21 protein-coding genes are annotated in these 26,045 nt (G+C 67.4%); 11 read left to right on the top strand and 10 right to left on the bottom strand.

Going from position 1 to position 26,045, the window contains the following annotated elements:
- Nucleotides 1-22: 22 nt before the first annotated feature.
- On the top strand, nucleotides 23-913 hold the full coding sequence (locus tag ACFYLW_RS11880) for a LysR family transcriptional regulator (RefSeq protein ID WP_390183088.1): 891 nt from the start codon (nucleotides 23-25) through the stop codon (nucleotides 911-913).
- Between the two features lie 161 nt (nucleotides 914-1,074).
- Here ACFYLW_RS11880 and ACFYLW_RS11885 read toward each other — a convergent pair whose 3' ends face one another.
- Complete coding sequence (locus ACFYLW_RS11885) at nucleotides 1,075-3,540, bottom strand: prolyl oligopeptidase family serine peptidase (RefSeq protein WP_390183089.1); 2,466 nt, start codon at nucleotides 3,538-3,540, stop codon at nucleotides 1,075-1,077.
- A 168-nt stretch (nucleotides 3,541-3,708) separates the two neighbouring features.
- On the opposite strand from ACFYLW_RS11885, the gene ACFYLW_RS11890 reads away from it, so the two are divergent.
- Both ACFYLW_RS11890 and ACFYLW_RS11895 read left to right on the top strand, forming a co-directional pair.
- On the top strand, nucleotides 3,709-4,410 hold the full coding sequence (locus ACFYLW_RS11890; RefSeq protein ID WP_390183090.1) for a CoA transferase subunit A: 702 nt from the start codon (nucleotides 3,709-3,711) through the stop codon (nucleotides 4,408-4,410).
- Between the two features lie 3 nt (nucleotides 4,411-4,413).
- Nucleotides 4,414-5,064 (top strand): 3-oxoacid CoA-transferase subunit B, encoded by a 651-nt coding sequence (locus ACFYLW_RS11895; protein ID WP_390183091.1) that lies wholly within the window; start codon nucleotides 4,414-4,416, stop codon nucleotides 5,062-5,064.
- Nucleotides 5,065-5,138: 74 nt separating this feature from the next.
- Here the strand turns inward: ACFYLW_RS11895 and ACFYLW_RS11900 are convergent, their stop codons facing one another.
- From ACFYLW_RS11900 to flgK, 6 genes are all read right to left on the bottom strand, one after another.
- Nucleotides 5,139-5,759 (bottom strand): ABC-type transport auxiliary lipoprotein family protein, encoded by a 621-nt coding sequence (locus tag ACFYLW_RS11900; RefSeq protein ID WP_313104035.1) that lies wholly within the window; start codon nucleotides 5,757-5,759, stop codon nucleotides 5,139-5,141.
- Nucleotides 5,756-6,694, bottom strand: a complete 939-nt coding sequence (locus ACFYLW_RS11905; protein WP_292082017.1) for an MlaD family protein — start codon at nucleotides 6,692-6,694, stop codon at nucleotides 5,756-5,758. The genes ACFYLW_RS11900 and ACFYLW_RS11905 overlap by 4 nt, the downstream gene beginning before the upstream one ends.
- Before the next feature lie 15 nt (nucleotides 6,695-6,709).
- On the bottom strand, nucleotides 6,710-7,477 hold the full coding sequence (locus ACFYLW_RS11910; protein ID WP_313106203.1) for an ABC transporter ATP-binding protein: 768 nt from the start codon (nucleotides 7,475-7,477) through the stop codon (nucleotides 6,710-6,712).
- Between the two features lie 20 nt (nucleotides 7,478-7,497).
- A complete protein-coding gene (locus tag ACFYLW_RS11915; RefSeq protein ID WP_390183092.1) occupies nucleotides 7,498-8,619 on the bottom strand; it encodes an MlaE family ABC transporter permease in 1,122 nt (373 codons plus the stop codon).
- 194 nt (nucleotides 8,620-8,813) lie between these two features.
- Entirely contained in the window at nucleotides 8,814-9,755 is a 942-nt protein-coding gene (locus ACFYLW_RS11920) for a flagellin (RefSeq protein ID WP_292082012.1), read from the bottom strand.
- The gene (flgK, locus tag ACFYLW_RS11925) at nucleotides 9,752-11,866 is read right to left on the bottom strand and encodes a flagellar hook-associated protein FlgK (RefSeq protein ID WP_390183093.1); all 2,115 of its coding nucleotides are present in this window, start codon (nucleotides 11,864-11,866) and stop codon (nucleotides 9,752-9,754) included. The genes ACFYLW_RS11920 and flgK overlap by 4 nt, the downstream gene beginning before the upstream one ends.
- A 411-nt stretch (nucleotides 11,867-12,277) precedes the next feature.
- On the opposite strand from flgK, the gene ACFYLW_RS11930 reads away from it, so the two are divergent.
- The 5 genes from ACFYLW_RS11930 (at nucleotide 12,278) to mnmA (ending at nucleotide 18,539) form a co-directional block, all read left to right on the top strand.
- Complete coding sequence (locus ACFYLW_RS11930) at nucleotides 12,278-14,140, top strand: flagellar hook-length control protein FliK (protein ID WP_390183094.1); 1,863 nt, start codon at nucleotides 12,278-12,280, stop codon at nucleotides 14,138-14,140.
- 3 nt (nucleotides 14,141-14,143) lie between these two features.
- On the top strand, nucleotides 14,144-14,824 hold the full coding sequence (locus tag ACFYLW_RS11935; protein ID WP_313104116.1) for a flagellar hook capping FlgD N-terminal domain-containing protein: 681 nt from the start codon (nucleotides 14,144-14,146) through the stop codon (nucleotides 14,822-14,824).
- A 47-nt stretch (nucleotides 14,825-14,871) separates the two neighbouring features.
- Entirely contained in the window at nucleotides 14,872-16,608 is a 1,737-nt protein-coding gene (gene flgE, locus ACFYLW_RS11940) for a flagellar hook protein FlgE (RefSeq protein WP_390183095.1), read from the top strand.
- Between the two features lie 186 nt (nucleotides 16,609-16,794).
- Nucleotides 16,795-17,079 (top strand): DUF1153 domain-containing protein, encoded by a 285-nt coding sequence (locus tag ACFYLW_RS11945; protein WP_105563033.1) that lies wholly within the window; start codon nucleotides 16,795-16,797, stop codon nucleotides 17,077-17,079.
- A 230-nt stretch (nucleotides 17,080-17,309) separates the two neighbouring features.
- Complete coding sequence (gene mnmA, locus ACFYLW_RS11950) at nucleotides 17,310-18,539, top strand: tRNA 2-thiouridine(34) synthase MnmA (protein WP_390183096.1); 1,230 nt, start codon at nucleotides 17,310-17,312, stop codon at nucleotides 18,537-18,539.
- An 18-nt stretch (nucleotides 18,540-18,557) separates the two neighbouring features.
- Here the strand turns inward: mnmA and ACFYLW_RS11955 are convergent, their stop codons facing one another.
- Nucleotides 18,558-20,387: a diguanylate cyclase gene (locus ACFYLW_RS11955; protein ID WP_390183097.1), complete on the bottom strand. Its 1,830-nt coding sequence runs from the start codon at nucleotides 20,385-20,387 to the stop codon at nucleotides 18,558-18,560.
- A 255-nt stretch (nucleotides 20,388-20,642) separates the two neighbouring features.
- Between ACFYLW_RS11955 and ACFYLW_RS11960 the strand changes: the two genes are divergently transcribed.
- A complete protein-coding gene (locus tag ACFYLW_RS11960; RefSeq protein WP_390183098.1) occupies nucleotides 20,643-21,887 on the top strand; it encodes a hypothetical protein in 1,245 nt (414 codons plus the stop codon).
- 82 nt (nucleotides 21,888-21,969) lie between these two features.
- Here the strand turns inward: ACFYLW_RS11960 and ACFYLW_RS11965 are convergent, their stop codons facing one another.
- Together ACFYLW_RS11965 and ACFYLW_RS11970 are read right to left on the bottom strand one after the other, a co-directional pair.
- The gene (locus ACFYLW_RS11965) at nucleotides 21,970-23,151 is read right to left on the bottom strand and encodes a DUF1624 domain-containing protein (RefSeq protein ID WP_390183099.1); all 1,182 of its coding nucleotides are present in this window, start codon (nucleotides 23,149-23,151) and stop codon (nucleotides 21,970-21,972) included.
- Nucleotides 23,152-23,273: 122 nt separating this feature from the next.
- Nucleotides 23,274-23,765: a winged helix-turn-helix transcriptional regulator gene (locus ACFYLW_RS11970; protein WP_390183100.1), complete on the bottom strand. Its 492-nt coding sequence runs from the start codon at nucleotides 23,763-23,765 to the stop codon at nucleotides 23,274-23,276.
- 177 nt (nucleotides 23,766-23,942) lie between these two features.
- Between ACFYLW_RS11970 and ACFYLW_RS11975 the strand changes: the two genes are divergently transcribed.
- Nucleotides 23,943-24,776: an acyl-CoA thioesterase gene (locus ACFYLW_RS11975; protein ID WP_390183101.1), complete on the top strand. Its 834-nt coding sequence runs from the start codon at nucleotides 23,943-23,945 to the stop codon at nucleotides 24,774-24,776.
- A 75-nt stretch (nucleotides 24,777-24,851) separates the two neighbouring features.
- Nucleotides 24,852-26,042 carry a thiolase family protein gene (locus ACFYLW_RS11980; protein ID WP_390183102.1) on the top strand — a complete coding sequence of 397 codons (1,191 nt, stop codon included), beginning with the start codon at nucleotides 24,852-24,854 and terminating at the stop codon, nucleotides 26,040-26,042.
- The last annotated feature ends 3 nt before the right edge of the window (nucleotides 26,043-26,045 follow it).

Consider the following 26,045-nt stretch of genomic DNA (forward strand, 5'->3'; position numbering starts at 1 on the left):
ATTGCAATGATGAGATCCCGCCATGCTGGCCGAGTATGAGATCTTCGTCCGGGCGCTGGAGGAAGGCAGCCTGTCCGCCGCCGCGCGTCGGCTGGACCTGTCGCCCGCCGTGGCCTCGCGGCGGCTGGCGCGACTGGAGGACCGGCTGGGGGTGCGACTGATCGAGCGCACCTCGCGGCGGCTGGCCCCGACCGAGGCCGGGCGCCTGGTCTATGACCGCGCCATGCAGCTTCTGGACGGGGTCGAGGATCTGGAGGCCCTGGTGTCGCGCCGCACGACCCAGGCGCGCGGCCTGCTGCGGGTCTCGGCCCCGACCTCGTTCGGGCGGCGCCGGTTGGCGCCGCTGCTGACGCCCTTCCTCGACGCCCACCCCCGGCTGACGCTGGAACTGAACCTGACCGACGCCTTCGTCGACCTGATGGCCGAGGACGTGGACGTGGCGGTGCGTATCGGCAGCTATGAGGCGAGCGATCCCGCCATGCGCCGCCTGGCCCCCAACAGGCGCGTCCTGTGCGCCGCGCCTTCCTATCTGGCCGAACACGACGCGCCCGAGACCCTGGACGACCTTCGCGCCCATGCCCAGCTGGCGGCCGAGAACCAGTCGGCCTGGCGGCTGGAAGGCCCCGACGGCCCTGTGACCTTCCGCGCCCGCAGCCGGGTGCGGACCAACTCGTCCGAAGTGGCGCGTGAACTGGTGCTGGCCGGGGCCGGGATCGCCCTGCGTTCGACCTGGGACGTGGGCGAGGAACTGCGCGATGGACGGCTGCTGCGGATCCTGCCGCAGTACGCGGGGGCGTCGGACGTGGCCATCTTCGCTCTGACCGCGGGGCGGGCTCGCGCGGAAAACCGGGTGCGCGCCTTTGTCGACTTTCTGGCCGGCCTGTACGGCGATGTGCCAGAATGGGACAGATAGCTTCTTCCTTCTCCCCTTGAGGGAGAAGGTGGATTGCGAAGCAAGACGGATGAGGGGTGCGAAGAAGCCAGGCTCACCGCATCCCACAAAGGTCGCGCCGACACCCCTCATCCGGCCCTGACGGGTCACCTTCTCCCACAGGGGGAGAAGGGGCGCGGATTTTACTGCGCCGCCGCCGCCGCCTTCGGCTTCAGGTAGCGGTCCAGCCAGGTGGCCATTTCCCACTGGGTGTGGCCGACCGACTCGCGGGCGCGATAGCCGTGGGCTTCCAGCGGAAGGACGACGTAGCGCACCGTCGCGCCATTGCCCTTCAGCGCCGCATAGAAGCGCTCCGACTGCACCGGGAAGGTGCCGGAGTTGTCGTCCGCCCCACCGTGGATCAGCAGGATGGGCTCATTGACCTTGTTGGCGTAGGTGAAGGGCGACATCTCCGTATAGGTCTCGGTCGCCTCCCAGTAGGAGCGCTGCTCGGCCTGGAAGCCGAACGGCGTCAGGGTGCGGTTATAGGCGCCCGAACGCGCGATGCCGGTCTTGAACAGGTCGGTGTGGGCCAGCAGGTTCGCCGTCATGAAGGCGCCGTAGGAGTGGCCGCCCACGGCGATCCGGTCGCGGTCGGCGACACCCAGGGCCACCACCGCATCGACCGCCGCCTTGGCGCTGGCCGACAGTTGCTCGATGTAGGTGTCGTTCGGCTCGGCCCCGTCGCGGCCGATGATCGGCATCGTCGGGTTGTCGAGGATGGCGTAGCCCTGGGTCAGAAGGAACAGGTGGCTGATGCCCGCCGGACGCACGAAGCGGTTCTCGGTGTCGACCACCTGGCCGGCCACGGCGGCGTCGGTGAACTCGGCCGGATAGGCCCACATCAGCAGCGGCAGCGGACCGTCGCGATCCTTGTCGTAACCGGCGGGCAGATAGAGGGTGCCCGACAGCTGGACCCCGTCGTCGCGGGTATAGGTGATCAGTTCGCGCTTCACGTCGGCCAGTTGCGGGGCCGGATCGGGGAACTGGGTCAGCTGGGTCACGCCGCCGTCCAGATCGCGCATGCGCAGGTTGGCCGGATCGGTGCGGCTCTCGCGATAGGTGACCAGCTTGCGGCCGTTCTCGTCCAGAATGCCGACGACGGTTTCGAACTCGCCCTGAGCCGAGCGCCACAGACGTTCCGTCTCTCCGGTCTTCAGGTCCAGGGTGTCGAGGAAGGGATATTCGCCCTGACGCGTCGCGCCGTCGCCCTCGACGAAGACCTTGGAGCCGTCGGCGGTGAAGCGGATGGTCGAACGACCGCGCGCATTGGGCTCGACGACCACCGCGCCCGGATCATTGTAGCGATCCTGATAGTTGCGATCGACCAGGACGCGGCCCGCGCCGGGGTTCGACGGATCGACCAGGGTGCGGGTCTCGTGGCGGGTGTTGAACCAGCGGCTGTTGACGATGGCGACGTCGTCGCGGCCCCACTGCACGCCCGAATAGCGCTCCTTCAGGTCGATGAGGGTACGCGGGCGATCGTTGAACGGCGCCGGCAGCATGAAGACGCGGTCGCGCACCTCGGCCGCGTTGCGCGGATCACCGCCGTCCTGGGCCTCGACCCAGACCAGGGTGGCGTCGGCGTCGGCCCGCCACTGGGCCGAGCGCGGGCCGGGGGCCACGGCGTCGAACGGCGTCGGCACGTTGTCACGCAGCGGCAGGTCGGCCACGCGGTGCGCCTCACGTCCGTTCAGGTCGGTGATGACGACATCCGCCGGGAACAGGCTGGCCGGCACGACATAGGAATAGGGCTTCTTGACCCGCGTCTGCAGGATGTAGCGACCGTCCGGCGACACCGAGGCGTTCAGGAAGACGCCGGGCTGGCCGATGGTTCGCGCGCGACCGTTCAGCGGCACGAGGGTCAGCTGGCTGGTGAAGTAGTGGTCGAACAGGGCCTCGTCGCCCGCGTCGGCCAGCAGGTCCTGATAGGTGCGCACCGGGGCCGCGCGACCGCCGGTCTCGGCCACGGTCGGACCCGAGGGCGGACGCGTCACGTCGGGCGCGGCGCGGCGACCGGCGGGCACGGCCTGAACCAGCAGACCCGAAGCGTCGGGCAGCCAGCTGAAACCGGCGCCGTTCGCGGCGTTGACGCTGGGCCCGGTCAGGCGACGCGCCTGGGCGGAGGCCACGTCGGCGGTCCACAGCTCAAGGCCGGTCGGGGTGTTCAGCAGGAAGGCCACGGCCTTGCCGTTCGGCGCCCAGCTGACGTTGGTCAGACGCGCATTGGCGGGCAGACCGGCGACCGGTCGCGCCGCGCCGCCCTCGACGGTCTGGAAGCTGAGGCCCGTCAGCCAGGTGACACGGCTGTTGGCCGGGCCGTTGTTCTGGGGATTGATGCGATACCCGCCTAGACGCAGCATGGGCTCGGCCAGTTCGGCGATGCTCGGCAGGCTGGAGCGTTCCTGCAGCAGCAGGGTCTTGCGGTCCGGGCTGAGGCTGGCCGTCGGATTGGGCTTGGAATCCAGAATCTGCGCGATCGGCTGCGGCGGCTGCTGATAGGTGGGCGCGGCGGCGACGGCTTGCGCCGAGGCGGGTTGAGCCAGGGCCGGCACGGCGGCCAGCAAAACAAGCGCCGGCAGGGCGGCTCGCATGATCGTGTTGCGCATGAATCTTTCCCCAAAACTCCGCCTTGAACGCGGCTTTGTCCGTTTAGACGAATGATTGCGCGCAGGGTCAACCGCCAAGGTCGCCAACCGGCGCTTGCCCCCCGCCCATCCGCGCATTATGGACGGATAAGACCGCAATATTCATCAGACGGTGAAAAAGGGAGAGCGATGCGCAAGATCTACGCTGACGTCACGTCCGCGCTGGAGGGCCTGACCTTTGACGGGATGACCGTCATGTCCGGCGGCTTCGGCCTGTGCGGCATTCCCGAGAACCTGATCGCGGGGCTGAAGGCCTCGGGCGCCAAGGGACTGACCGTCATCTCCAATAACGCAGGCGTGGACGGCTTCGGCTTGGGCCAGCTGCTGGAGACCAAGCAGATCGCCAAGATGATCTCGTCCTACGTCGGCGAGAACAAGGAATTCGAGCGTCAGTACCTCGCTGGCGAACTGCAGCTGGAGTTCAACCCCCAGGGCACCCTGGCCGAGCGCATCCGCGCCGGCGGCGCGGGCATCCCCGCCTTCTTCACCGCCACCGGCGTCGGCACCCTGGTCGCCGAGGGCAAGGAAGTGCGCAACTTCGACGGCCGCGACTATGTGATGGAGACCGGCCTGGTCGCCGACCTGGCCATCATCAAGGCCTGGAAGGCCGATGAGCGCGGCAACCTCGTCTTCCGCAAGACCGCCCGCAACTTCAACCCGATGATGGCCACCGCCGGCAAGGTCACGGTCGTCGAGGTCGAGGAGATCGTGCCGACGGGCTCGCTGGACCCCGACCACATCCACACGCCGGGCGTCTATGTCGACCGCCTGATCCAGACCGTGTCCGAGAAGCGCATCGAGCAGCGCACCGTCCGCCAGAAGGAGGCCTGATCCATGGCTCGTACTCGCGAACAACTGGCCGAGCGCGCCGCCAAGGAACTGCAGGACGGCTTCTATGTGAACCTGGGCATCGGCATCCCGACCCTGGTGGCCAACTACATTCCCGAAGGCATGGTCGTGACCCTGCAGTCGGAAAACGGCATGCTGGGCATGGGCCCCTTCCCCTATGAGGGCGAAGAAGACCCCGACCTGATCAACGCCGGCAAGCAGACGATCACCGAGATCCCCGAGTCGGCCTATTTCAGCAGCGCCGACAGCTTCGCCATGATCCGCGGCGGCCACATCAACCTGTCGATCCTCGGCGCGATGGAAGTGGCCCAGAACGGCGACATCGCCAACTGGATGATCCCGGGCAAGCTGGTGAAGGGCATGGGCGGCGCCATGGACCTGGTCGCGGGCGTCAAGCGCGTGGTCGTGGTCATGGAGCACGCCAACAAGCACGGCCAGTCCAAGGTCTTGAAAGCCTGCACCCTGCCGCTGACCGGCACAGGCGTGGTCAGCCGCATCATCACCGATCTGGCCGTCTTCGACGTCAAGCCGGACGGCACGGGTCTGGAATTGATCGAACTGGCCGAGGGCGTGACCCTGGACGAGGTCGCGGCCAAGACCGAGGCCGACTACACGGTAGTGGCCAACCTGGGCTGAACAGCCCTGCCCGTCTGAAAAGCGAAACCCCGGCGACCGCGAGGCCGCCGGGGTTTTTCCTTGCCTGAATGACGCTAGTTCCGCGTCGCCTGGAAGCCCTGCTGATCCGTCCACAGGACGATCTGGCGGCTGGCCTCGGCGGTGGCGCGGTCGAAGGCTGCGACGATGGCCGACTGCCGGTTCTCGCCGGCGCTCTCACTGACCGTGATACGGTCCTCGACCACAATGGAGCGGTCGCCCGGCCGGATCAGCCGCAGCAGCACGACGATGTTCGCGTCGGGCGCGGCGCCCGGCGCGGCGTAAACGGCCTCAAACCGGCGCACGTCCACGCTCAGCAGCAGCCCGTCGCGCGTCAGCGGTCCCGAACTCAGGACCGTGCAGGTGCCACCGTCCAGAAATGCGTTGCGCAGGGCTTCCTCGAACAGGGTCTCGGCCGGCGACACCCAGCGCGCGCCCTTGATATAGGCGGCCTCGGCCCCGGTCACGGCCAGGATGCGGTCGCCCCGCGCGGCCTCGGGGAAGTCCACCCGGCGCATCGAGACATGGACGTCCGGGCAGGCCGAGGTCGCCCCCGTCCCGGCGAAGGCCGAGGCGCCGCCGAAACGATAGAGCTGTACCGGATCAGGCGAGGCCAGCAGGGCGCAGCCAGACAGAGCAACCGAGGCGGCGGCGATCAGCAGGGTAGAACGGATCACGGTTGCACCTCGATTTCCTTGGACGGCGCCTTGGCGATGAAGTCGCGCGGGCTTTCACGCACATTGTCGATCAGCGACTGCAGCGAGCGCGTCGCCTGATCCAGCTGGCGGATGGTGTCGTTCAGCTGCGGCACCGTCTGGGTTCCAAAGTCGCCCAGCGGCCCTTCCAGCCCCGTGGCCGACCGGTTGATCGAGGCGATGGCGGCCTGGGCTTCGGCTGTCGCCTTGTTGATGTTGGCGATGGCCTGACGACCGTCCGTATCCACCAGTTGCCGCGCCGTGGCGCCCAGTTGCTGATACTCGCCGACGGCGGCGTTAGCCTTGGTGATGGTCTCTTCCAGTTGCTGGAACATGCCCTTGCGGGCCTCCAGCTCGGCGGTCAGGGCCTCAACGCTCTTCACGCTGGACGAGAAGCTGCGGATATTGTCGTCCGACATGACGCGATTGATCCGGTTCAGGGCGTCCACGGTCTGGGCCAGAACCGTGCCCGACCCGCTCAGCAGTTCGGCGATGGGGCTGGGCTGGCTCTGGATCACCGGCACGACATTGTCGGGATACTGGGTCTTCAACAACGCGCTGCTCGGCTCGCCGGCCGTGATCTGGATGTAGTTCAGACCGGTAATGCCCTGCGGCTCCAGTTGGGCGCGCGAGGTGACGCGCACCGGCGTCGTGCCGTTCAGGCGGACGCGGGCGATGACCTGATCCCCCTTCTTGGGGTCCAGGTTCAGGGCCGTGACCTCGCCGACGCGGATGCCGTTGAAATGGACCTCCCCGCCCTCGGACAGGCCTCGCACCGGGCCGTAGAAGACGATGTCATAGACATCGAAGTCATTGTTGAACTGCAGGCGGGCCAGCCAGATCGTGAACACGGCCAAGGCCGCCAGAAGGGCGACGGTGGCGATGCCGACAGCGGCGTAGTGGGCGTCTCTTTCCATCTCGTCCCGCTCTCCTCAGGCGGCGCTCTGGTGGGCGGCGCGTCCGCGCGGCCCCAGGAAGTATTCCTTGATCCACGGATGATCGGAACGCTCCAGTTCCTGAACCGTGGCCTTTTCAACGACATGCTTGTCGGCCAGCACCGCCACCTCGTCACAGATGGCGTACAGGCTGTCGAGGTCGTGAGTGATCATGAAGACCGTCAGGTCCAGATCGTCCGACAGGTCGCGGATCAACTGATCAAACGCAGCAGCGCCGATCGGATCCAGCCCCGCCGTCGGCTCGTCCAGGAAGATCAACTCGGGGTCCAGAGCCAGGGCGCGCGCCAGACCGACGCGCTTGCGCATCCCGCCCGACAGCTCGGCAGGCTTCAGATACAGCGCCTCGGGCTTCAAACCGACCATGGCGATCTTCATCTCGGCCAGTTCGCGAATGGTGTTGCGCGGCAGATTGGTATGCTCGACCAGGGGCGAGGCGACATTGTCCAGCACGGTCAGCGCCGAGAACAGCGCCCCCTGCTGGAACAGGACCCCGGTGCGCCGCTCGACCTCGGCGGCTTCGGCCTTGCTCATCTCGTCCCGGTCATAGCCGAACAGTTTGACTGACCCGCCCTCGGGCTGCTTCAGGCCGATGATGGAATTCAACAGCACCGTCTTGCCGGTGCCGGACCCTCCGACCACGCCGAGAACCTCGCCGCGCCTCACGTCCAGATCGAGGTCCTGATGGATCACCCGATCCCCGAACTGGCTCAGCAGGCCGCGCACCTCGATGACGTTTTCGCGCATCGGCTTTGTCTCGCGGGCCGTCACAGGTTCAGCTCCAGGAACAGCATGGCGAAGACGGCGTCGAGGAAGATGATGGCGAAGATGGCCTGCACCACCGCCGCCGTCACCCGGCGCCCCAGGCTTTCAACGTCGCCGGCCACCGACATCCCCTGACGGCAACCGATGGCCGCCACAACCACGGCGAAGACCGGCGCCTTGATCAGACCGACCATCAGGTGCCGGTCCATCATCGGATCCTCGGTGATGCGCTGGATGAAGAAGGCCGGCCCGTAGGCCAGTTCGCTCCAGGTCACCAGCATGCCGCCGAACAGGCCTGCGATCATGCCGACGAAGGTCAGCAGCGGCAGCATGACCAGCATGGCCGCCAGGCGCGGGATCACCAGGGCCTGGAAGGGATTGACCCCCATGACCTGCATGGCGTCGACCTCCTGGTTCATCCGCATCGATCCGATCTCGGCGGCGAAGGACGAGGCCGAACGGCCCGCCAGCAAGACCGAGGTGATGACCACTGCGAACTCGCGCAGGACCGAAACGGCGACCAACTGCACGGTGAACACGCCCGCCCCGAACTGGGTCAGCAGATTGGCCCCCAGAAAGGCGATGACCGCGCCGATGAAGAAGTTGGTCACGGCGATGATCGGAATGGCGTCCAGCCCGGATCGCTCGGCCTGGCTGAACCAGGCGGGCCAGCGAATGGCGCCGGGGTGTTTCAGCGCCGAGCCCACCGCGACAATCAACCGCCCCAGGAAGGCCAGGGACAACATGGCCTCGGCGAGGAAGTCGTAAACCCCCAGGCCGATCTTGGCGAAGGTGCGGGTCACCGGATGCGAGCGACGCGGCGGCGTGCAGGACTGCCGGTCCAGATGCTCGATCATGGCGTAGATCCGGCCCGCCTCGGGCCGCTCTGACCACGCGGTCTCGGGGATCTGCCGCGACGTCGCCTGGGCGATGGCCAGCGCCCCGGCCGTGTCGAAGCGGCCGAGCTCGGACAGATCCAGTGCGCCCACGTCGCGTCCGGCCAGATCGGTGCTCAGCCGATCGCCTTGACGACCAATGCCCGTCGTCGACCAGTCGCCGGTCAGGCGCAGGATCGCGCCGTCGCCAGCGCCAGTCCGGATTTCGTAATCGGCCTTCCGACTCATTGTTCAGTCATGGACGCTGGCGGCAAGAGGCGCATCGGCGAAGCTTAGACCGAGCGGCGTCGGCGCTGTCAACGCTCGATGACTTTTCGCCATGCCTTGCCTCGTCCTGCCTTGCAAGCTGCGTCCTCCCCGCCACGGCGCAGCTTTCTAACGCCGGCTGCGCGGTTTCGTTCAGCCGCCTCTATTTTTCAGCGTCAGCGAAGATAGTCGAGCAGCGACACCTGCCGGAGTTGGCTGAGCACCTGGGCCGAGGCCTGCAAGGCGATCTGGGCCATCTCCAGCTCGGTCACCGCCTCGGCCATGTTGGCGTCGGTCTTGCCCGACAGCATAGTGTCGACCGAGATCTTCCGTGACTCCTGGGCCTCCAGAAGATTGTCGACCCGCGCCTGCATCGAGCCGTTCTTGGCCTGGATGTTGACCACGTCCTTGGCCGCCGTCTCGAAGCGCGTCATCAGCGTCGTGAGGGCGGTCTTCTGGGTGTCGGTCATCTGCCCGTTCATCGGGTCTGTCTGATGCAGGATCTGCAGATCGCGGAAGACATCGAACAGGGCCTGACCCGCGTCGCTGGCCAGGAAGCCGGTGTCCATGGTGACCGTCTCATCCAGGACCGACGACTGCTTCAGCTGATCGTTCATGAAGGCCCCGCCGACGCCGGGCATGGCGGCCAGCTTTTCCAGGTCGGTGGCGCCAGGCGGCACGTTAGGCAAGACGACCGCCTGCTGGTCCACGGCCCCGCCCGAAAACAGGAACTTGCCCTGGTGCTTCATGTTCAGGCCGTCCTGGGCCATCTTGAAGATGGTCTCCATCTCGGACATCAGCCCGTCCACGCGACCTGCGGCGATGGCGTTGGCGATGGCCTGGCGCCCGGCGGTCGCCGCATCGGCGACGCGCCCCAGCCCGAGGTCCTGCATCGTCAGGCGATCGGCCACCGTCTTGTTGGTGTCGATAAAGCCCTGGATGCGCGTCTGGCTGGACTTGAGCGCGATCACCGTTTCTGACTGCCGCCCGAAGCCGACCAGGCTGGTGGCGTTCTTCTTCGTGTTGACCTTGTTCTGCGCTTCCTCGCCGCGCGCTTGCGCGTTCATCAGGTGCAGCAGGGCCGACTGATAGTTTCCAAAGGTCGAAACGCGGGTCATCGCATCATTCCGATCAGGGTGTCGTACATTTCGGACGCCGCCTGAATAAGACGCGCCGAAGCGTTAAAGGCTTGCTGATAGGTGGTCATCAGCACCAGTTCCTCGTCCATGTTGACGCCTTCGACGGAACTGCGTCGCGCGGCCGCCTCCTGGTACAGGGCCGTGGCGTTGGTCGAGCGGTTCTTGGCGATGGTGGCCTTGCCGCCGATCTCGCCCGAGAATTCGGACGCGTAGCGCGACAGGGACATGGAGACGCTGCCCGCCCCGCCCGCCGCCGAGAAGGCGGTGGCGTTCTGGTCGGCCTTGGCCAGCAGACGCCCGCCGCTGCCGTCGTTCTTGCTCAGCGCCGCCGTGCCCGCCGCCGCGCCCAGGTTCAGTTGGGCCAGGGCCAGCATCGAGGGATCCTTGACGATGTCGGCCCGGACGGTGAACCCGCCGGCGCGGGACGAGCGCGCGCCGCTCAGACCGAACAGGTCGCTCATCGACACACCGGAGGGAACCTGACGGGTTCCGTCCTCGACCACCGACATGGTCGACGGCGGCGAACCATGACCGGTGAAGATCAGTTCGCCCGCGCCGTTCAGACTGAAGCTGCCGTGATTGCCGACGCCGGTTGCGGGATCATTCAGGGCGGTCAGCAGCTCTGACATGGTTCCGGCACCTGCGGGAACCGCCACTGCGATATCGCGAATGCGCGAGCCCGAGGAATCGGTGAAGCGCAACTTGATCGTCTCGCCCGCCGTGAACCCGTGCTGCGAAGCGGGCGTCAGGCCCGTGTCGTAGAGCGCCGGGCGCTCCGTCGACACCAGATCGTTCAGCCCGAAATAGTGCGAGAAGCCGCGTCCGGCCTTGGTGCTGGGGCTGGTCGCGTCATCGGCGATCGCGACGCCCTGCCCTGCAGGGGCCTGGATGCTCAGGCGGCCGTCGACGAAGTTGGCGGTCGCTCCGCCCAGCTGGCCGTTCAGGGTCGCAAGGAAGGTGGCCGGCGTCGCCGCCACGCCGTTGATCGTCATCGTCCCACCCGAGAAGACGATGCGGGCCGAGTTCTGGATCACGCCCTGGGCGTCGACCGTGGTGATAGTGGTGGCGCCGGTAAAGCCCGTCAGCGCCGTCTCCAGCGACTGGCCGACATTGCGGCCGTTCAGCACCTGGGGCGGCGGAACCGCCGACGAAGCGTTGTGCGCACGGTTCAGTTCGTCGGCCAGGCGCGTCATCAACTCACCCAGGCGCTCGGCCGCGGCCGGCGCGTCCACGTCGCGCAGTTCCAGCAGCCCCTTGATCTCGCCCGAGGCCAAGCCGTCGGTCAGCGGTCGGCGCTGACCATTGGGCTCGGTGATCATGATCTGGTTGAAGACGGTCTCGGCCGAGACCGCGCCCGCCCGTTGATACTCAAGCTTGGACGCGCCCTGCCCGGCCAGCAGCATGCCGTTCCCGGTGCGCACCTCGACGCCGCCGACCGAGCGGGTCGTAATCCGCACGTCCAGCAGTTCGGACAGTTCGTTGATCAGAGCGGCCTGGGCCGTCTCGGCCCCGGTCGAGTCCGTGCCGACCACATTGGCCTTGGCGATCTCGACGTTCAGCTTCTCGATCTGCTCGACCAGGCCGTTAACCCGATCCACAGCGGTACGCAGACGTCCATCGGCCTCCTCGCGCGTGCTCTGGATCTCCTTGGCCACGCGCGCGGCCTCGTCGAACATGGCCTGGGTCTTCCAGATCGCGTCCTGGCGCAGCGGCCCCGAGGTGGCGTTCTCGGCCGAGGTCGAGAAGGCCGAGAAGATCTTGTCGATCTGGGCGAAGAAGCCCGTGTCCGCGCCTGGATCGCCGAACTGCGACTGGATGTGATTATAGAGTTCGTACCGCACCGCCTGACGCCCGGCGTCGGCGCCGGCGTTCAGACTGGCGGCCTGAAGGAAGCGGTCGGTGGCCAGACGGATGCGCGCGATCTCGACGCCCGCGCCCGTGCCCTGACTGGCCCAGGACTGCTGATCGGCCACCTTGCGGATATAGCCGGGCGTGTTGACGTTCGAGACGTTGTCGGAAACCACCCTCAGCTGCGTCTGGGCGGTGTTCATGCCCGACGTGGCGATGTGCATGATCGAGTTCAAAGACATCAGAAACGGGCTCCATACAGGGCCGCGCCCGGCAAGCCTTGCTGGCCTGCGCGCAAATCTTGCCCGGCGTTCCGGTTAGCCATTCTAGCCAACTCCCTGAATTTATTAGACATCGGCTTTTCAGCCCCTGTGCGTTCGGCAGGCACGGCGCAATTCGCGGGCCATGACGTCGCCCGGTCAGTTCAGCCCGCCTCCGCCCGGCAAAAAGCGCAAGGTGCGGCAAGATCCGCCGGGCGAATGCGGGGCGAGATCGTTGATCACAGTCAATATATTTCGATATTTTTCAATGAGTTGCATCAACTCGCACAACTTGGCCCGGGCCTTGCGCCAGCGGTTTCGAATAGCCCGAGCGCAGTAGGCGCCGCCCATCCAGCGAAAGCCCCGCCGCCTCTCATGTCCGCGCTCAGCGTCATGTCCCTTATCGCCCCGACCGCCCCGGTCGGCGCGAACGCCGCCTCCGTCGATACGGCGGCGGACGAGGCCCTGTTCGCGGGCCTGGTGGCGGCCGTCTCGGCGCCGATGAAGGGCGCAAGCGAAGGCGAGGCCGCCCCGGATGCCGCGCCCATCGAATCCGACGCTGTGGAGGCGCCTTCGCTCGACGTCGCGGCCGATACGGCCCCGGCCTGGCCTCCCCTGCCGCTGATCGCGCCTGTCGCCCCGTCGGTCGTCTCGCCCATCATCCCTGATGCGGCCGTCGAAAGCGCCGACGCCGCGAACGCCCCTTCGCCCGTCCCGTCCGCGACGCCTGAAGGCGCGGCTCCCGAGGCGCCGCAAACCCCCTCGCCGACGCCGTCCCAGGTCGATAACGCCGCCGCGCCGGCGAACCCGAACCTGAAGATGGCCACGTCCGAGGCCTCGAACTTGGCGCCCGAGATCGCCAAGGCGCCGGCCGCGCCGGTCGCCTCGTCCCTGTCCGACGCCGCTCCGACGGAGCCCCGCGAGACGCCTTCTCGGCCCGTGGCCGCTGCGCTGGAGCCAACAGCGCCTCGGGCGGCTGGCGATGCCCCCGTTGAAGGCGAGTTTAAAGCCCCCACTGCACGTCCGGCGCCGCCGACCGCCGCCGTCACGCCCGCCGCCACGCCCGACGCCCAGACCGCCGTCGTCGCCACGCCTTCGATTTCCAAGGAAGCGGTCGCGCCTCGACAGGCCGAGAGCGCCACGGTCGCGCCCGCCCCTGTGAAGTCCTCAGCCCCCGCTCCTGTCGCCGCCCCGGCCGTCCCGCCGGCGGTTCCGGAGCCCGCCTCGGAACGCCCGGCGCCCGAACCCGCCACCGTCCGGACCGCTGCGGCGGAACCTGCCGCGTCGGCCCCGCCGGCCTCAGTGACGGCCTCGATCACCGCGCCGGCGCCGCGCCCTGCGCTCGCCGTCGCAGCGCAGTTCGCGACGTCCCCGGCCTCGCAACCCGCCACGGCCATCGACGCACCCGAACCGGTTGTCGCCGCCGCTGTCGTCTCGACCGAAGCCGAAACCGAGGCCGCCCCCGCCCCCCCGCCCTCTGCGGTCGCCGCTCCCGCCCCTGCCCCGTCGCGCAACGGTTCGGCCCGTCTGGACGAGCGTCGCTCCAACGCCGCAACGGCCAATGCCCCGGTCGAGGCCAGGACGGAGACGAGCACCGCAGGCCGATCGATCCTGTCGGCCTCGACGCCTTCCGCCGCCCCCGTCGCCGCCGCCACGGCGGCGCTGAACGACGCCGTGACGCCCGCCGCGGTCCCGCCCGCTGACGCTGCGCCGCTGGACGCTTCGGCCGACCTGGCGCCTTCGCAACAGTTGCTCGACGCCCAGACCGCCGCCCCGGCAGGTCAGCGCGACCTGGGCCTGTCGCAGCTGTCGCGCGCCACGGTCGAGACCACGGCGCAACTGGCCGCCCAGATCATCCGGAAGCTGGAAGGCCGCTCGACCCGCTTCGACATGGCCCTGACGCCCGAAGGTCTGGGCCGCGTCGACGTCAGCTTGGAAATCGATTCCGACGGTCGACTGGCCGCCCGCCTGGCCTTCGACAACCCGGCCGCCGCCACCGACCTGCGCGCCCGCGCCGACGAGCTGCGTCGCCAGCTTCAGGACGCCGGTTTCCAGCTGACCCAGGACTCGCTCGAGTTCTCGGAGCGCAATCCCTCCTCCGGCTTCAGCGGCGGCGGCGCCTTCGACCGCGCCCCTGACCGTCGCGCCTTCGCCGGCGCCGCCCGTCTGGCCGCCCAGGCCGACACGGCCCTGCCGCCTCCTGGCCCCTGGGCCTCCCTTTCGCTGACGCCTGACCGCGTCGATATGAAGGTCTGACCGATGGTCACCGCCGTCACAGCCAATACCGCCAACGACAAGATCAACACCGGTTCGACCATGCTGGCGTCGAACTTCGAGACCTTCCTCTCGTTGCTGACCGCCCAGTTGAAGAACCAGGACCCCTTGTCGCCGATGGACTCCAACCAGTTCACCGCCCAGCTGACCCAGATGGCCGGCGTCGAGCAGCAACTGCTTTCCAACCAGCTGCTGACCGCCCTGCTGAACGGCCAGAAGGGCGACGGTCTGGCCAGCGCCTCGAACTATATCGGCAAGGACGCCACCGCTGTCTGGGACGCCACCAAGGCCGCCGACGGCAAGGCCTCGTGGAGCTACGAACTGGGCACGAACGCCTCGGACGTCGAGCTTCAGGTCCTGAACGCCGCCGGTCAGGTCGTCTGGAAGGGCCCTGCGCCGGAAGCCGGCGCCGGCGTCCACGACTTCAACTGGACCGAAGGCCAGGACGGCAGCGTCTATACCCTGAAGGTCACGGCCAAGGACGCCACGGGCGGCAAGGTCGACGCCCAGGTCCTGATGCGCGGCCGCATCACCGGCGTCGAGATGTACGCCGACGAGCCCTACGTCACGATCGGCAGCTCGGTCATGCCGCTCTCCAGCATCATCGCGCTCGACGAGAAAAACGCCAGCGTTCAGCCCCCCATCACGCCGGAGACCGACGCCTGAACGGCGTCCCTCTCCCCTATCCAGTTTCCGCCTAAGGAGCCGATACAATGAGCATCAACAGCGCCATGCAGGCCGGCGTTTCCGGCCTCTCCGCCAACTCCGCCGCCCTGGCCGCGATCTCGCAGAACATCGCGAACGTAAACACCATCGGCTACAAGCGCACCCAGGGCGAGTTCCAGACCCTGGTCAACAGCCAGGCCAAGACCGGCGGCGGCTACGCCGCAGGCGGCGTCATCACCACGGCGCGCCACTTCATCAGCCAGGAAGGCCAGCTGCAGCGCACGACCGAGAGCACCGACCTGGCCATCGACGGCCAGGGCTTCTTCGTCACGACCGAGAAGGCCGAGGGCGTCGGCGCGACCGACAGCCGCCTGTTCACCCGTGCGGGCGCTTTCCGCATCGACAACCTGGGCTATCTGAAGAACAGCGCGGGCCTGTATCTGCAGGGCTGGCCGGTCGACTCCAATGGCGACATCGCCACCGACCCCTCGGACCTGACGCGCCTGCGCTCCATCAACATCGGCACCGTCGGCGGCACGGCTGAAAAGACCACGCGCGCCCAGATCAACGCCAACCTCTATTCCGGCCAGGTCGTCTCGACCGCCGCCAGCCCGCAGAAGTACACCAACGTCGCCGTGGTCCCCGCCGCCTCGGGGCCCAAGGACTTCTCGGTCCGCTACGCCCCCACGGGCGTGGCCGGCGAGTACAATGTGACGGTCAAGTCCGGCGCCCAGACCATCAACGGCGTCGCCACCTATGACGCCGCCGGCGCCCTGACCGGCTTCACGGTCGGCGGCGTGGCCCAGTCCCTGACCGACCTGGACCTGGGCGGCGGCGTCACCGTCGCCATGGGCTCGCCCGGCCTGGGCATCGCCAGCGACAACATCGCCAAGACCAAGTACGATCCGTCGATCAACTCGATGGCCATGTACAACGGCGATGACGAGAACCCGGTCGGCATCAAGCCGGACTTCAAGATCAACATCCCCGTTTCGGACTCCAAGGGCGGCCAGCGCAACGTCGAGATCCGCCTGCTGAAGAGCGACGTGGCCAACCAGTGGTACGCTGAGATCGTCGCGGTTCCGGCCGATGACGTGGTCACCGGCGGCGCCTATTCCAACGGTCAGATCAAGACCGGCCTGATCGCCTTCACCCCCTCGGGCCGCCTCGACGTCTCCACCATGCAGGGCTGGCCCGCCGGCACGGGTCTGTTCGACGACCCCAATAACGCCACCATCAACTTCGAAGCCTCCGATTCCGCCGTCGACCTGACGCTCCCGGCCAACAGCCAGCGGATCAAGTGGGCGGACGGGCTCGGCATTTCCGATCAGGTCCTGACCCTGGACCTGAACACCTCGGCGGGCGGCCTCAGCCAGCTGAACACGGCCTCGATCGTCCAGTCGACGGTCACCAACGGCACCGCCTTCGGCAACCTGTCCGAGATCAAGATCGACGAGAGCGGCTTCGTCACCGCCATCTTCGACAACGGCGTCATGCGCCGAATCGCCCAGGTCGCCCTGGCCACCTTCCCCAGCCCCGACAGCCTGCGTCAGGTGTCCGGCAACGCCTTCCGCGTCAGCCTGGAGAGCGGCACCTTCAACCTGAAGGCCGCAGGCACCGGCGGCGCCGGCATGCTGGCCGCCCAGCAGCTGGAATCCTCGACCGTCGACCTGTCGGCCGAGTTCACCAGCCTGATCACCACCCAGCGCGCCTACTCGGCCTCGTCCAAGATCATCACGACGGCGGACGAGATGCTGGCCGAGCTGCTCAGCATCAAGCGCTGATCGGCTAACAGGAATCGATGAGTAAGCCTCCGTTAGACTCGATGAATCCTTCGTTTCCGGCGCTTTCGATGCGCCGGGGACGGAGGATGCGTCTTAGCCATTCCTTCACCACGACGCTTAAACGCCCCTTAGCCGGGGCGCGCCTAGGGTACGCGTCGATGGTGGTGGTGAAAGAGGCTTAAGCCCATGCTGCAAGAGCGACGCCTTAATAGTAGAGGCGAACAATATGTGGTCGGCCCGACGGGCACGCCGCTGACCCTGCGGGATCTCCCGCCGGCGGAAACCAACCGCTGGGTGATCCGCCGCAAGGCCGAGGTGGTCGCCGCCGTTCGCGGCGGTCTGATCAGCCTGGAAGACGCCCTGACGAAATATCGTCTGACGGCCGAGGAATTCATCGCCTGGCAACAGGCGATCGACAAATGGGGCATGCAAGGCCTGCGCACCACGCGCATCCAGAGCTACCGGGACTAAGGTCTCGCGCCTCGACAAGATCAAAGGCCGCCCCGAAACGGGCGGCCTTTTGCATTTCGCTTCCTTCTCCTCGCCGTCATCCTCGGGCTTGACCCGAGGATCGGGTTGTCCGTCTGCGCAACGTCGAAACCATTAACCCGCCACTTCGCTCGATCCTCGGGTCAAGCCCGAGGATGACGGTGTTCAGGTTTTAACGCCCCCGCCTCGAAATCGAACGCAGGGCCCTCTATATGGCGGCGATGACCCTGGCTGACGATATTTGCCCCGTTCCGACCATCGCCCCCATGTCCGGCGCCGCCGACATGGACGCCGCGATCGAGAGCGCGCGACAGGCTGTCGGCCTGCCGGTCGGATCGCGCGTGGTCGCGGCCATGTCGGGCGGGGTCGATTCCACCGTGGTCGCCGCCCTGCTGCACAAGGCGGGCTATGACGTGGTCGGCGTCACGCTGCAGCTTTACGACCACGGCGCGGCGCTCAAGAAGAAGGGCGCCTGTTGCGCCGGTCAGGACATCCACGACGCCCGCCTGGCCGCCGAACTGATCGGCATCCCCCACTACGTCCTCGACTACGAAAGCCGTTTCAAGGACGCCGTGATCGACCAGTTCGCGGACAGCTATCTGAAGGGTCAGACCCCGGTGCCCTGCATCCGCTGCAATCAGACGGTCAAGTTCCGCGACCTGCTGGACGTCGCCCGCGACCTGGGCGCCGAGGCCATGGCCACCGGCCACTACGTCCGCCGCGCCGCCGTCGGCAACCGCTCGCAGATGCGCAAGGCGATCGACCACTCGCGCGACCAGTCCTACTTCCTGTTCGCCACGACCCAGGATCAGCTCGACTATCTGCGCTTCCCCCTGGCCAATCTGGAAAAACCACAGGTGCGCGGCGTCGCCGCCGCCCTGGGCCTGCGCATCGCCGCCAAGCCGGACAGCCAGGACATCTGCTTCGTCCCGTCCGGCGACTACCGCACCCTGATCGACCGCCTGCGTCCGCAAGGCCGCGAGGCCGGCGAGATCGTCCACATGGACGGCCGGGTTCTGGGCCAGCACGGCGGCATCACCGACTACACCATCGGCCAGCGCCGGGGTCTGAACGTCGCCGTGGGCGAGCCCCTGTTCGTCACCAGACTGGATCCCGACAACCGCCGCGTCATCGTCGGCCCGCGCGAGGCCCTGCTGACCGCCAGCCTGACGCTGGAAGAAACCAACTGGCTGGGCGATCAGGCCACGATCGAGGAAGCCGCCCGCGACGGCGCCCCCGTCCTGGCCCGCGTCCGCTCGACCCGCCAGCCCTCCCTCGCCCGTCTGGCGCTGGATGAAAACAACATCGTCTCGGTCGTCTTCGACGAAGGCGAAGAAGGCGTCGCCCCCGGCCAGGCCTGCGCCCTCTATGACCCCGCCGACGCCGACCGCGTTCTCGGCGGCGGCTTCATCAGCGGCACGACGGCGCTCGCCGCCGGCTGACAAAACGGCGGCCTGCCCTCAGGCCGCTTCCTCGAGGTGAAGGACGGCCCGATTGCGGCCCTCCTTCTTGGCGCGATAGAGGGCCGCATCGGCCGCCTGCAGGGCGGCGCGGCCTTCGCGGTCCATGCCCGGCCGCCAGCAGGCCACGCCGAAGGACATGCTGGTGCTGCCTAGGGCCTGATTGCGATGACGCAGGGAGATGCCGGCGATGGCCTGCCGCACCGTCTCGATGCGTTGCAGCAGGGCTTCGGGCGTCGTGCCGGGGGCGATGACGGTGAACTCCTCGCCGCCATAACGGCATACAATGTCGCCGTCGCGGAAACGGTGGCCCAGTTCGGCGGCGACAGCCTGCAACACCAGGTCCCCGGCGTCGTGGCCGAACTCGTCGTTGAAGCGCTTGAAATGGTCGACGTCGCACATGACAACGCACAGGGGCGCGCCTGAGCGGGCCGACCGCGCCACCTCTAGCGCCAGGGCCTCTTCCATGTAGCGACGATTGAACAGGCCGGTCAGCGGATCACGGATGGTCTGTTCCTTCAGGTCGCGCTGCAGCTGCTGGTTGACCATGGCCGAGGCGATGTTCTCGACGAGAACCTTGATGCGGAAACCGCTCTCGACATCCAGCACCCCGTCCAGATGCAGGACGCCGATAACCTCGCCCGAGGCCAGCAGCGGCTCGCAGTGGTAGGCGTGCTCCGAATGGCCGACGTGGTCGCAGACGATGTCCGTGCCCGGCTCGCTGACGAAATGGCTCTGGCCGCGCCGCAACGCCCAGCACTGATCCGGCCCGAAGGCGTCGCCGTCGCCGTCATGGTCCCCCCAGGTCGAGATCGGGACCAGCAGGTTGCGCGAGTTGTTGTATGCGTAAAGCACCCCCGGCAGGCCCGGCAGGACGCGCGGCACGAAGGCGTGGATGACCTGGGCCAGTTCGGCCTCGGTGCGGGCCGCCTGCATCCGGTGGGCCATGCCGCCCAGCAGCTCGATCACCTCGCCCCGTTCGCGCAACACCTGACTGCTGCTCAGTAGCTCGTCGTGCACCCGCTTCAGCTCTCGCTCGCTGCGCCTCTGGTCATCGGAAGCCGTGGCGAGGCGCTGCACCATGTCGTTATAGCCGTCGGCCAGACGGTCGAACTCACGCGAGCCCATGCGCCCGACAATGCGTTGCTCCAGATCGCCGCCGCCCAGACCGGTCATGGCCCGCGTGATGACCCGCACCGGCTGGCGGATACGGTGGATGACCATGAAGGACACCGACAGCGAGAACAGGGCGATCAGCGGCCCACCGATCAGGGCCAACCGCTTGCCCCATTCGAGACGGCGCTCGGCGGCCTCGATCCGCTCGGTCTGCAGCCTGCGCTCCTCGCTGAGGAACTCCTGCGAGGCCAGCAGAACCTGCCCCATGGAATCCAGCCCGCGCCCCCCGGCGACCGCCGCCTCGGCCTCGTCAAAGCGGCCCTGACGCGCCAGGTCCAGCGGCTGACGCAGCAGTTCGGTCCGCTCCGACATCAGACCGCCGAACGCCTGAACGCGCGCCCGCTGGATCGGATTGTCCTTGGTCAGCTCGACCAGCTTCGAGAAGGACCGCAGCGAGTCCGCCACCCTTCGATCAAAGGACTCCGCATAGCCAGGGTTGCGCGTCAGGACATACCCGCGCTGACCTGACTCGGCGTCCCTCAGCCCCGCCATGGTCTCTTCCATGGCCTCGATCACCTCAGCGGAATGCGTCACCCAGCGGAAGCTCTCGCGACTCTGCCGCGAGGCGTCGACCAGGGAAGCCACCAGGGCCAGCAAAGCAATCACCACCAGGGCGCCGACGGTGGCGATCCTGGACGTCAGGGACAGAAACATGGCCCAAAGGTTAACGGCGGAGGGTTGACGGAAACTGAACGTTTTCCTCGCCCTCGACGGTCACGAGGTCCGGTCCCGACGCCATCTCCATGGCAACGCCCTTTATCGCCGTCGCCTGGTCCAATGCAGATACGGCCCAGACATGGACTCGAGTTCATTGGTTGTCCTTTTCAGGCGTTGCTAGACCAAAACCTGTCGAGTCGTTTTTGGGGGAAACGCATGAGAAGATTTCATCCGGGCCTGTCTGCCGTCTTGATGGCCAGCCTGAGCGCTTTTGCGACCGGCTCGGTCGCCGAGGAGGCGACGCCTTCCTCCTTTACGGCTCGTCTCGCCGGAGTGATCACCCCCCTTAACGTCAGTCCGGAAAGCCTTTCCGGCGCAGGCGCGCCCGTCCTGTCAGAAGCCATCGCCGCCAGCCGCTATGTTCTGATCGGCGAAAGCCACATGACGCGCGAGATCCCGGTCCTGACAACCCAGATCTGCCGTCTTATGGCGCCCTCCGGCCTGACGGCCATGGCCATCGAAACCGGTCCGGAAGCGGCCCGCGTTGTCGATTCCGCCATGCGATCGGAAAATCGTGAAGCCCGGATCGCTGATTTCCTGCGCGGCCATCCGGACGGCATCGCCTTCTTCGGCGGACGGGATGAAGTCCGGATGGCGGGCGATTGCGCCGCCGCCGCCGGACCGGATTTCCAGCTATGGGGTCTCGATCAGGAGTTTCTCGGATCCGGCAGCTATCTGATCGAGGAAATGCTCGCCGCCGAACCCGGTCCTCTCGCCCGGGCCGCCCTGATCGGTCTGGCCGCGCAGGCTCGGGAGGCGACCACTGCTGCACTCGCATCAGCCTCGCCCGGCGACCTCTTCCTGCTCTCGGTCACGCAAGACGACCTCGACCAGGCCGCCGCCGCAGTCTCGCAGGATGGCGGGGAGCGCGTCCGCTATCTGTTTGGCCTGCTGACAGAAACCCGTGCAATCTATCAGGCGTCGCAGGCGCGCAAGGGCGACCCCAACGGACGCCGGGCGCGGTTGATGAAGCGAACCTTCGCCGCCCGCCTTTCTGAAAATCCCGAAGCGAGAGTGCTGATGAAGTTCGGCGCCTGGCATTTCTACAAATCGCTTAACCCGCTGGATCAGCGCGACCTGGGCGCCTATGTGGCCGAACGTGCCGAGGGCGAAGGCGTCACGGCCACGCACATCCTCATCGAGGGCGCAAAGGGCTCCTACGGCAGCTACAACGGCGTCGGCCGCCCCACCGCCGAACGCGCGTTCGACATGGCGACCCAGGAGCCTGATTGGCGCAAGGATGTCGTCCTGGCATCGCCGACTGACGCCGCATCCGGGTCGTGGATACTGGTGGATCTCCGCAAACTCAGGGCCGAGGGCCTGGCCTCCGCACCGCAGGAGTGGCGGGAAATGGCGCTGGGCTACGATATCGCCATTCTGGCTCCGACGTTCACTGCATCCAGCGTGCTCGGTTCAGGCGAGACGACGACGCCTTGATCCGCCACCTCGCCCACGCGGGATGACGCCAGGACGACTGCATCCCTGGGGCTGGCGTTTCGACGCCAGCCCGCGCCGGATTTCAGAGGTACTTCATCCACCACTGCGTGCTGTGGCGCTTGACCTCTCCGAACCACCGGCAAGCGAACCAGCCAGGAACGGCCACCGCCACGGCCAGCAGCCAGATCCAGCCCACGCCGGGAAGGCTGAAAGATTCGCCCTGATTGGGGCCCAACGCCACCAACGCCCCCAGATTAAGCAGGTGCAGGGCGTAGAGGTGGATCAGGTAGAAGAACAAGGGCGCGCCGCCGAAGATCGCCAGCAGACCAACCAGGCGTCGCGGCGCCTGCTCCAGCGCCGCCGCCAGCAAGGCTCCGATGCCGAGCGTCGCCAGAAGAAAATCCGCCGATGGCGGATATTTGGTCAGGTTCAGCACGCTCATGACGGTGTGCAGTAGGTCGGTCTGAGCGGTCCAGGGCTGATCGCCGTAAAGGTTGATCGTGCGCAGCAGGGCGAACAGCGCCAGCATGGCCACGCCCAGCGCAATCAAACGCCGGCGGCGCGATGCCCCTTCTGCGACGAACCAGGGCCCGATGCCATAACCCAGGGCGATGACGCCGATCCACGGCAACAGGGGATAGGAGGTCCGGGCCTGGCCGCCCCAGGGCAGGTCGATATATCCGCGATCATGCAGAACGGCCCAGATCGCATGGCCCGGAGCGCCCTCAGCCACAGTGATCGGGTCCAGCAGATTGTGCCCCAGAACGATGATCAGGCCGAGCGCGATGAGCAGGGGGCGCGGCAGGTGAACCAGGGCCGCCAGAGCCATCATCGACAGGCCGATCACCCAGATGACCTGCAGGAAGACGGTGGTCGGCGTCAACGAGAAGGTCCAGGCGAAGTTGACCAGGGTCAGTTCCAGGAAGATCAGGAAAAGACCCCGCTTGAACAGGAAGGCTGAGGCAGCCGGAGCGCCGCCCTTCTTCGAGGCGTAGAGCCAGGCGCTCAGTCCGGTCAGGGCCACGAACACAGGCGCACACAGATGCGCCGTCAAGCGGGTGAAAAAGAGAGCCGGCGAAGTCGCGGTTACATCCATCGGGTCCGAAACCTGGGCATGGATGAAGAAGAACTCCCGCGCATGGTCGACCAGCATCAGAAGGATCACCAGACCTCGCAACGCGTCGATGGACTCGATGCGTATCCGAGCGGCGGCGGGACGGATGACGTGCAAATTCCCGTTAGCGGCATTGATCGGCTTCAACATGCCGCAGCGATTAGACGATATGTAATAACATTACAAATTTAGCCGAAGTGAAGCACCCACGAGGACGCATCGCGGCGCACAGCGCACGCAACGTCATTCCGGCCAAACCCTGTCCGCGCGCCTTAGGCAGCCTCGTCCTTCGGCAGAACATCGCCCACGGTCGGACGGTTCTCGGCCCAGGTGAGCGCGATGTCGCGGGGTTTGACGATCTCATTGCAATGGCCGCAGGCGATGCGGGGCTTGAGGTTGTGGCCGCAGGTCTTGTGCACCATGGAGATGCCGCTGTCGGCATCGCCATAGACGTGCTTCTCGCCCCAGGCGTGCAGGGTCACCAGCACCCCGTACAGGTCCTTGCCCTTGGCCGTCAGGACATATTCGTTGCGCGGCGGGCGTTCGGAATAAAGCTGCGGCTCCAGCACCCCGTGCTGCACCAGCGACTTCAGCCGCGCGGCCAGCACGTTGCGGGCGACGCCCAGCCGGTCCTGCCACTGTTCGAACCGGCGCACGCCGTTGAAGGCGTCACGGATGACCAGCAGGGTCCACGGGTCGCCGATCACCTCCAGCGTGGCGGCGATCGAGCAGCTCTGGCGGCTATAGTCGGCGGTGCGTCCCATGGGCGGAAAGTGACCCCGCGTCAGGCTTTTGACAAGTGGGTTGCCAATCGGGACGCAGTTTGTCAGTTTCTTTTGGCAACGAACTTGCGACCGGCCTGTCGCGATTTCTGCATTCCTCGACTTGCGGGCGGCGACGCATCAGTCTCCGCCCGCCTCTTTTGCCTGTTGCGTGGACCGATGACCGAAGCCGCCCTGTTGCACGACGCCCTGACCCTGACGCCCTGCGAGGAGGGCCTGTCGGCGCACCTGTCCGGCGAGTTCTCCAACGGCCCGATCAGCGCCCCGCCCGAGGCGGGCTTTCCATTCGGCGGCCTGCTGGCTGCCCTGTGCGCCGGCGCCATGCGTCAGGGGCTGGAGATCAAGGCGCCGCTGCGCAGCCTCAGCGTCCAGTACCTGGCCGCCGCCAGATACGGCCAGCCCATCCAATTCCGCCCACGCCTGCTGCGCGGCGGCCGCAATGTCGCCTATGCCGTGGTCGAGGGCGGCCAGGGCGCGCGTCTGACGCACCACGCCAGCGCCACCTACGGCGCCGACGGCGACACGCCCCAGCCGCTCGGCCCCCTGCTCGCCGTGCCCCCGTCGCTGGACAGCCTCAAGGACGCACCGGGCATCAGCGGCCCCATGGCCCCGCGCTTCTCGCAGCACGTCGACTATCGTTTCGACGGCGGCCCCAACATTCTCGGCGGCAATGAAGGCAAGCCTGTCGTCGAGCGGGTGTGGATGCGGACCAGGGACGGCGCGCCGCTGGACGAACTGCGGCTGGCCTATCTGCTGGACGCCCTCTATCCGCCCGCCTGGACCGCCTTCACCGCCCCGCCGATGATGACGACGGTGGACCTGCGCTACGACTTCCTGGCCGATCCGACGCCCGAAACCGCGCCTGACGGCTGGGCCTTCTTCGAATACCGCCTGCTGGATCACGGCCTCGGCTGGTCAGTGGACGAGGCCGTCGCCTGGGGCGCGGACGGGCGGCCTCTGGCCCTCGCCCGCCAACGCAGGAAGCTCCTCTAGGGCCGCCCCGCTTGCCAGCGGCCCTCCGCCTCCCCTAATCCCCCGCGAAACGATTCATACTGGAAACGCCCCCTCATGACCGCCGCATCTGATTCCGTCGTCATCGTCTCCTTCGCTCGCACGCCCATGGGCGGCTTCCAGGGCGCGCTGTCGCCGGTGAAGGCCACCGATCTGGGCGCCGCCGCCGTCAAGGCCGCCGTCGAGCGCGCCGGCGTGGCGCCTGAGAAGGTCGAGCAGATCTTCATGGGCTGCGTCCTGCCCGCCGGCCTGGGCCAGGCCCCGGCGCGTCAGGCCGCCATCGGCGCGGGCCTCGGCAAGCATGTCGAGGCGACGACCGTGAACAAGATGTGCGGCTCGGGGCTGCAGGCCGCCATGATGGCCCACGACGCGCTTCTGGCCGGCACGGCCGAGGTCATCGTCGCGGGCGGCATGGAGTCGATGACCGGCGCCCCCTATCTGATGAACAAGCATCGCGGCGGCGCCCGCATCGGCCACGACGTCATCGTCGACAGCATGATGATGGACGGCCTGGAAGACGCCTATTCTCCCGGCAAGGCCATGGGTGTCTTCGCCGAGGACGCCGCCGCCCAGTATCAGTTCACCCGTGAAGCGATGGACGAATACGCCATCGAGAGCCTGACCCGCGCCCAGGCCGCCATCGCCTCGGGCGCCTTCAAGGCCGAGATCGTCCCGGTCGAGGTCGCCACCCGCAAGGGTCCTGTCGTGGTCAGCGAGGACGAGCAGCCGGGCAAGGCCGATCCGGCCAAGATCCCGACCCTGCGCCCCGCCTTCGCCAGGGACGGCGCTATCACCGCCGCCAACGCCAGCTCGATTTCGGACGGCGCCGCCGCCCTGGTCATGACGCGCGAAAGCACGGCCAAGGCCCTGGGCCTGCCCATCATCGCCCGCGTGGTCAGCCACGCCGCCCACGCCCATGAGCCGGCCCTTTTCACCACCGCCCCCGTCCCCGCCATGCAGAAGGCCCTGAAGAAGGCCGGCTGGTCGGTCGAGGACGTGGACCTGTGGGAGGTCAACGAGGCCTTCGCCGTCGTCGCCATGATCGCGCAGCAGGAACTGGGCATCGACCGCGCCAAGCTGAACGTCAACGGCGGCGCCACGGCGCTGGGCCACCCCATCGGCGCCTCGGGTGCCCGCATCCTGTCCACCCTGCTGGCGGCGCTTCAGGCGCGCGGCGGCAAAAAGGGCGTGGCCTCGCTCTGCATCGGCGGCGGCGAAGCTGTCGCCATGGCCGTGGAACTGGCCTGATCC

This window comes from Brevundimonas sp. NPDC007368, from assembly GCF_042869015.1.
In the GTDB taxonomy this organism is placed as follows: domain Bacteria; phylum Pseudomonadota; class Alphaproteobacteria; order Caulobacterales; family Caulobacteraceae; genus Brevundimonas.

What these genes read in the sequence shown, in the direction of transcription:
- ACFYLW_RS11880 (WP_390183088.1), top strand. Translation starts at nt 23, where the DNA reads ATGCTGGCCGAGTATGAGATCTTCGTCCGGGCGCTGGAGGAAGGCAGC.
- ACFYLW_RS11885 (WP_390183089.1), bottom strand. Translation starts at nt 3,540, where the DNA reads ATGCGCAACACGATCATGCGAGCCGCCCTGCCGGCGCTTGTTTTGCTG.
- ACFYLW_RS11890 (WP_390183090.1), top strand. Translation starts at nt 3,709, where the DNA reads ATGCGCAAGATCTACGCTGACGTCACGTCCGCGCTGGAGGGCCTGACC.
- ACFYLW_RS11895 (WP_390183091.1), top strand. Translation starts at nt 4,414, where the DNA reads ATGGCTCGTACTCGCGAACAACTGGCCGAGCGCGCCGCCAAGGAACTG.
- ACFYLW_RS11905 (WP_292082017.1), bottom strand. Translation starts at nt 6,694, where the DNA reads ATGGAAAGAGACGCCCACTACGCCGCTGTCGGCATCGCCACCGTCGCC.
- ACFYLW_RS11910 (WP_313106203.1), bottom strand. Translation starts at nt 7,477, where the DNA reads ATGCGCGAAAACGTCATCGAGGTGCGCGGCCTGCTGAGCCAGTTCGGG.
- ACFYLW_RS11915 (WP_390183092.1), bottom strand. Translation starts at nt 8,619, where the DNA reads ATGAGTCGGAAGGCCGATTACGAAATCCGGACTGGCGCTGGCGACGGC.
- ACFYLW_RS11920 (WP_292082012.1), bottom strand. Translation starts at nt 9,755, where the DNA reads ATGACCCGCGTTTCGACCTTTGGAAACTATCAGTCGGCCCTGCTGCAC.
- flgK (WP_390183093.1), bottom strand. Translation starts at nt 11,866, where the DNA reads ATGTCTTTGAACTCGATCATGCACATCGCCACGTCGGGCATGAACACC.
- ACFYLW_RS11930 (WP_390183094.1), top strand. Translation starts at nt 12,278, where the DNA reads ATGTCCCTTATCGCCCCGACCGCCCCGGTCGGCGCGAACGCCGCCTCC.
- ACFYLW_RS11935 (WP_313104116.1), top strand. Translation starts at nt 14,144, where the DNA reads ATGGTCACCGCCGTCACAGCCAATACCGCCAACGACAAGATCAACACC.
- flgE (WP_390183095.1), top strand. Translation starts at nt 14,872, where the DNA reads ATGAGCATCAACAGCGCCATGCAGGCCGGCGTTTCCGGCCTCTCCGCC.
- ACFYLW_RS11945 (WP_105563033.1), top strand. Translation starts at nt 16,795, where the DNA reads ATGCTGCAAGAGCGACGCCTTAATAGTAGAGGCGAACAATATGTGGTC.
- mnmA (WP_390183096.1), top strand. Translation starts at nt 17,310, where the DNA reads ATGGCGGCGATGACCCTGGCTGACGATATTTGCCCCGTTCCGACCATC.
- ACFYLW_RS11955 (WP_390183097.1), bottom strand. Translation starts at nt 20,387, where the DNA reads ATGTTTCTGTCCCTGACGTCCAGGATCGCCACCGTCGGCGCCCTGGTG.
- ACFYLW_RS11960 (WP_390183098.1), top strand. Translation starts at nt 20,643, where the DNA reads ATGGCCAGCCTGAGCGCTTTTGCGACCGGCTCGGTCGCCGAGGAGGCG.
- ACFYLW_RS11965 (WP_390183099.1), bottom strand. Translation starts at nt 23,151, where the DNA reads ATGTTGAAGCCGATCAATGCCGCTAACGGGAATTTGCACGTCATCCGT.
- ACFYLW_RS11970 (WP_390183100.1), bottom strand. Translation starts at nt 23,765, where the DNA reads ATGGGACGCACCGCCGACTATAGCCGCCAGAGCTGCTCGATCGCCGCC.
- ACFYLW_RS11975 (WP_390183101.1), top strand. Translation starts at nt 23,943, where the DNA reads ATGACCGAAGCCGCCCTGTTGCACGACGCCCTGACCCTGACGCCCTGC.
- ACFYLW_RS11980 (WP_390183102.1), top strand. Translation starts at nt 24,852, where the DNA reads ATGACCGCCGCATCTGATTCCGTCGTCATCGTCTCCTTCGCTCGCACG.